Source organism: Acidovorax sp. (assembly GCF_046339755.1).
Taxonomy (GTDB): domain Bacteria; phylum Pseudomonadota; class Gammaproteobacteria; order Burkholderiales; family Burkholderiaceae_C; genus Acidovorax.
Window position 1 is genome coordinate 1 of record NZ_JBKDTZ010000349.1, and the last position, 4,987, is coordinate 4,987.

Below are 4,987 nucleotides of genomic sequence, written 5' to 3' on the forward strand. Positions count from 1 at the left end.
GCTGAAAGGCTGAACCAGCGCCGACAAGGCTCCATCTTCCCATTCCAGGGCAAGCCAGCAGGCATGAGGCTTGCCGACCCCGGCTGCGGGCACTATTACGATTCAGTCATGTCAAGTTACAACGCACCCTTCGAAATCCACGTCCACGGACAGGTCCAGCTGCGCGCCGATGCCAGCTTCGAGCAGATCCAGGAGGCCTTGAAGCCCTTGTGGAAGTACGCGGGCGCGCGCTCGCTGGCCGATGGTGCCGCCAGTGCCTATGAGGAAGAGCCCGGCATCAAGTTCGATGCCCAGGAGCACCTGCTGCAGATGTGCTGGACGGTGCGCGGCGACGAGGACTTTCGCCAGTCGCTCGACGAGATGTGCATGAGCCTCAACGAGCTGTCCGAACTGGGTGCGGCCATCGAAGTCACGTTCTACGATGCGGACTTTGACGAAGAGGATGAGGGCGGCGAGGGCGCCGAGTCGCGCGACGATTTCCTGATGCTCTTCGTGGGCCCCACGCCCGCCGCCATCATGCAGGTGCAGCGCGACCTGCTGGTGCAGGACGTGGTGAACATGATGGAGCGCCACTTCGACGGTGCCGAACTCGGCGGCGTGGTGGCCGAGATCGACAAGCTGTTCAGCCAGCGTTTCGATGCCCTGGTGAACTCGCTCGAAATCGGCAAGCCTCCGCGCGGCGGCAGCGGTGGTGCCGGCGGCAGCGGCCATGGCGGCGGTGGCCGCCGTCCGCGGCACCTGCACTGATCTCGATGGTCTGCTGCAGCCTCCTGCACAGGCAGCAGGGGCGTGGCGCATGACGGCAGCCGCCACTACGGTACCGCTGCCCTACCTGCAGTCCTACCCCGCGCCGTTGCAGCAGCAGGCGCGCGATCTGCTCGCCCAGGGCCGCCTGGGGGCGGTATTGTTGCGCAAGTACCCCGCTGCCCATGCCGTGCGCAGCGACAAGGCGCTGTACGACTATGCGCAGGAGCTGAAGGCCAGGCATCTGCGCAATGCGGGCACCATCAACAAGGTGCTGTTCGACAACAAGATCCATGTGGTGCGGCATGCCCTGGGCCTGCACACCACCGTTTCACGCGTGCAGGGCAACCGCCTGGCGAAGGGCCTGTTCACACCAATTTCGGGGATCGCGTTGCCCGGCCTGGGGGCTGGATGCAAGGCGCTCGTGCGCAGCACGGTAGGCACCTTGCAAGCGCGGGCAACGCCGCAGACGGCCCCCAGGCCGGGCAACCCGAAGGGAAGGCCCTTGCCGGCGCCCCACTCGTCGTTGCGCTCCTTGCGTGTGCAAAGGCACACACTGCGTCACGCGCCTAGATTGACACGCCGGCAAGGGGCTTCGCGACCCAGAAATTGGTGTGAACAGGCCCTCAGCACGAGATCCGCATTGCGGCGATGTTCAAGCAGGGGCCCGACGAGTTTCTGCGCATGATCGTCGTGCACGAACTCGCGCACCTGCGCGAGAAGGACCATGGCAAGGCCTTCTACCAGCTGTGCCAGCACATGGAGCCGCAGTACTACCAGTACGAGTTCGACCTGCGCCTGTACCTCACGCATGTGGAGCACTCGGGCGAGCGGCTCTGGGGCGGGGAGTCGGCCTGACCGGCTCCCTCACTCCCATTTGCAGCGCTCCGAGGCCGGCACGGGCTCGGGCATCGGCTTGTCGCTGTCGCGGTTGAAGTCGAAGCCGGTGATAACGACCAGGCGGCGGTAGCGCGGCGAGCCATCGGCCATGGGCCTGGCGGGCGGCGTGCCGAAGGGGGCAGAAGCCCGCACCACCTTGAGCATGTGCTCGTCCACCACCCGGTCTTGCGACGACTGCAGCACGTCGGCCTGGATCACCGCGCCGTCGTTGGCCAGGGTGACGCCGACCACGCCCTGGCCGTACAGCCGCTTGCCGTCCTTGCTCGGAAAATGGCGCGTGCCGCAGTCTTCCATGCGCTGTTTCATGCGCGCGTAGTAGGTCTTCATGGGCGCGCTCATCTTCGCACCGGGCGAGATGTACAGGTCCCGGGGCAGGTTGGCGCGGCCTTCGATGTCCGCGATGCGGGCGCGCAGCCGCTGCTTGCGCACGGTCTCCGGCATCTCCGCCAACTGGCGCTTGAGATCCTGGAGCATTTCGCGCTGTGTCTTTTCCAGGTCCGCGAGCTGCTGGGCCTGGTCTGCGGCTGCAGCAGCAGGAGGGGGCACGGCAGCAGGGGCTGCGGTCTGTGCTGCGGCGCAGGCTGCAGCCAGCACCGAGACCAGGGCCATGAGCTTCTGTCCAACCCGCATGCTAGGCCGCAGCGCTGTGCTCGGTGGCAGGCGAGGGGATCGCCACCGCCTGGCAGCCGCTGGCGGGCAGGTCCAGCCAGCGCTGCGCGGCGGCCTGCAGCTGGGGCAGGCCGCCGGTGGTGAACAGCTGGACCCCGGGTGCCTGTGCCTGCGGTGCGGCCATCAGGCCAGCGCCTTCGAGCAGGCGCCGCGTCTGGCGCGCCACGGGCTCGCCGGTCTCGATGAAGCGCACCCCGGGCCCCACCAGCGTGCGCAGGTCGCGCTCGGCAAAGATGTAGTGCGTGCAGCCCAGTACCAGGGTGTCCATCTGTCCTGCAGCGGTGCCGAAGGCACCCATGGCGCCGGTGTAGCGCTCGCACAGCTCCCAGGTCTCGGTGCCTTCGGGGCTGGCGGGCACCGGCTTGTCCACGCTGCGCTCGATGGCATGGGCCAGGCCATCGCAAGGCTGCACCACGAACTCGGCCTGGCCCTGCAGGCTGGCCAGCAGCTTGCCGAACTTGGCGCTGGTGAGCGTGCCACGTGTGCCGATCACGCCCACGCGCCCGGTGCGGGTGGCGGCCAGGGCAGGCTTGATGGCTGGCTCCAGCCCCACCAGCGGAAGCTCCGGGTAGCGGCTGCGCACCTCGTGGATGGCCGCCGCCGTGGCCGTGTTGCAGGCCACCACGAGTGCCTTGATGCCGTGCTGCTCCAGCAGGTGGCGCGTGATGGCGTGGGTGCGTGCGCCCACATAGGCATCGCCGCGCTCGCCATAGGGCGCATGTGCGCTGTCGGCTAGGTAGACAAAACGCTCGTGCGGCAGCTCGGCGCGCAGCGCCCGCAGCACACTGAGGCCGCCCACGCCGCTGTCAAACACGCCAATGGGCTGGGAATTCGGGGAGGTCATGGGAGAAAAGAATAGGGCGGAGCAGGCATGCGATCGATGCCCCGCACTGTAACGCTGCCGGGCCCTTGGTGCACGGATGGCGGCGCGAAAACCCGTGACCGCTGCTGGACTCGCCCGGGTGCGCGGACGGCCCAGAAAAAATCCCCCGGCCGCGCCTTGTGCGCTGCCGGGGGACCGTGGCTCAGCCGGGAGTGTCTGCGTTTCAGGCCGCCGCTACCTCGATGCCGCGGAACTCGCCCGTGGCGATGCGCTTTTGCCACTCGGCCGGCCCGGTGATGTGGGCACTGGTACCGCCGGCATCTACCGCCACCGTCACCGGCATGTCCACCACCTCGAATTCGTAGATGGCTTCCATCCCCAGGTCGGCAAACCCGAGCACCTTGGCGGTCTTGATGGCCTTGCTCACCAGGTAGGCGGCGCCACCCACGGCCATCAGGTAGGCGCTCTGGTGCTTCTTGATCGCCTCGATGGCCTCCGGGCCGCGCTCGGACTTGCCGATCATGGCGATCAGCCCGGTCTCGGCCAGCATCATCTCGGTGAAGCCGTCCATGCGCGTGGCGGTGGTCGGGCCGGCCGGGCCCACGGCCTCGTCGCGCACCGGGTCCACCGGGCCCACGTAGTAGATCACGCGGTTGGTGAAGTCCACGGGCAGCTTCTCGCCCTTGGCCAGCATGTCCTTGATGCGCTTGTGCGCCGCGTCGCGCCCGGTCAGCATCTTGCCGTTGAGCAGCAGGGTGTCGCCGGGCTTCCAGCTGGCGACTTCTTCCTTGGTCAGGGTGTCCAGGTTGACCTTCTTGCTCTTGTTGTAGTCGGGCGCCCAGTTCACGTTGGGCCACAGGTCCAGCGAGGGCGGGGTGATGTACACCGGGCCCGAGCCATCCATCACGAAGTGGGCGTGGCGCGTGGCCGCGCAGTTGGGAATCATGGCCACGGGCTTGCTGGCCGCGTGCGTGGGGTACATCTTGATCTTCACGTCCAGCACCGTGGTCAGACCGCCCAGGCCCTGGGCGCCGATACCGAGGGCGTTGACCTTCTCGTACAGTTCGAGGCGCATTTCCTCGACCTTGTCGAGCTTCTCGCCGCGCGAGGACTTGGCCTGCAGCTCGTACATGTTCAGGTCGTCCATCAGGCTTTCCTTGGCCAGCAGCACCGCCTTCTCGGCCGTGCCGCCGATGCCGATGCCCAGCATGCCCGGCGGGCACCAGCCGGCGCCCATGGTGGGCACGGTCTTGAGCACCCAGTCGACGACGTTGTCGCCGGGGTTGAGCATGATCATCTTGCTCTTGTTCTCGCTGCCGCCGCCTTTGGCCGCCACGGTGATGTCCAGCGTGTTGCCGGGCACGATCTGGGCGAAGATCACCGCGGGCGTGTTGTCCTTGGTGTTCTTGCGCTCGAACTGCGGGTCGGCCACCACGCTGGCGCGCAGCGTGTTGTCGGGGTGGTTGTAGCCGCGGCGCACGCCTTCGTTGATGGCGTCTTCCAGGCCGCCAGGGAAGTTTTCCCAGCGGATGTCCATCCCTACCTTGAGGAACACGTTGACGATGCCGGTGTCCTGGCAGATGGGGCGCTGGCCGGTGGCGCTCATCTTGCTGTTGGTCAGGATCTGGGCGATGGCGTCCTTGGCCGCAGCGCTCTGCTCGCGCTCGTAGGCGCGCGCCAGGTGGGCGATGTAGTCGGTCGGGTGGTAGTAGGAGATGTACTGCAGCGCAGCAGCAACGGACTCGACGAGATCGTCGTACTTGATCGTGGTGGTCATCGTGTTTCTGTCGTGGGCGGAACGGGTGCGCGTCTGTGCACGCTGGCTGCCGCCTGGGACGGCGCCGGGCGCAA

5 protein-coding genes and 1 pseudogene are annotated in these 4,987 nt (G+C 67.3%); 3 read left to right on the top strand and 3 right to left on the bottom strand.

Annotated features, from left to right (window positions below; genetic code table 11):
- The first annotated feature begins 108 nt into the window (after nt 1-108).
- From ACK59X_RS30595 to ACK59X_RS30605, 3 genes and pseudogenes are all read left to right on the top strand, one after another.
- Nucleotides 109-747 (top strand): DUF6806 family protein, encoded by a 639-nt coding sequence (locus ACK59X_RS30595; RefSeq protein WP_409962581.1) that lies wholly within the window; start codon nt 109-111, stop codon nt 745-747.
- 49 nt (nt 748-796) lie between these two features.
- Nucleotides 797-1,432 carry a hypothetical protein gene (locus tag ACK59X_RS30600; protein WP_409962583.1) on the top strand — a complete coding sequence of 212 codons (636 nt, stop codon included), beginning with the start codon at nt 797-799 and terminating at the stop codon, nt 1,430-1,432.
- A pseudogene (locus ACK59X_RS30605) lies at nt 1,372-1,602 on the top strand (M48 family metallopeptidase); the annotation flags it as partial. The gene ACK59X_RS30600 and the pseudogene ACK59X_RS30605, both read left to right, overlap by 61 nt.
- Before the next feature lie 9 nt (nt 1,603-1,611).
- Here the strand turns inward: ACK59X_RS30605 and ACK59X_RS30610 are convergent.
- From ACK59X_RS30610 to ACK59X_RS30620, 3 genes are all read right to left on the bottom strand, one after another.
- Entirely contained in the window at nt 1,612-2,253 is a 642-nt protein-coding gene (locus ACK59X_RS30610) for an energy transducer TonB (RefSeq protein ID WP_409962585.1), read from the bottom strand.
- Nucleotides 2,254-2,275: 22 nt separating this feature from the next.
- The gene (gene murI, locus ACK59X_RS30615; RefSeq protein WP_409962587.1) at nt 2,276-3,157 is read right to left on the bottom strand and encodes a glutamate racemase; all 882 of its coding nucleotides are present in this window, start codon (nt 3,155-3,157) and stop codon (nt 2,276-2,278) included.
- Between the two features lie 202 nt (nt 3,158-3,359).
- On the bottom strand, nt 3,360-4,913 hold the full coding sequence (locus tag ACK59X_RS30620; RefSeq protein ID WP_409962589.1) for a fumarate hydratase: 1,554 nt from the start codon (nt 4,911-4,913) through the stop codon (nt 3,360-3,362).
- Nucleotides 4,914-4,987 lie beyond the last annotated feature (74 nt).

Coding starts and splice junctions, on each gene's coding strand:
- ACK59X_RS30620 (WP_409962589.1), bottom strand. CDS start 4,913: ATGACCACCACGATCAAGTACGACGATCTCGTCGAGTCCGTTGCTGCT.
- ACK59X_RS30600 (WP_409962583.1), top strand. CDS start 797: ATGACGGCAGCCGCCACTACGGTACCGCTGCCCTACCTGCAGTCCTAC.
- ACK59X_RS30595 (WP_409962581.1), top strand. CDS start 109: ATGTCAAGTTACAACGCACCCTTCGAAATCCACGTCCACGGACAGGTC.
- ACK59X_RS30610 (WP_409962585.1), bottom strand. CDS start 2,253: ATGGCCCTGGTCTCGGTGCTGGCTGCAGCCTGCGCCGCAGCACAGACC.
- murI (WP_409962587.1), bottom strand. CDS start 3,157: ATGACCTCCCCGAATTCCCAGCCCATTGGCGTGTTTGACAGCGGCGTG.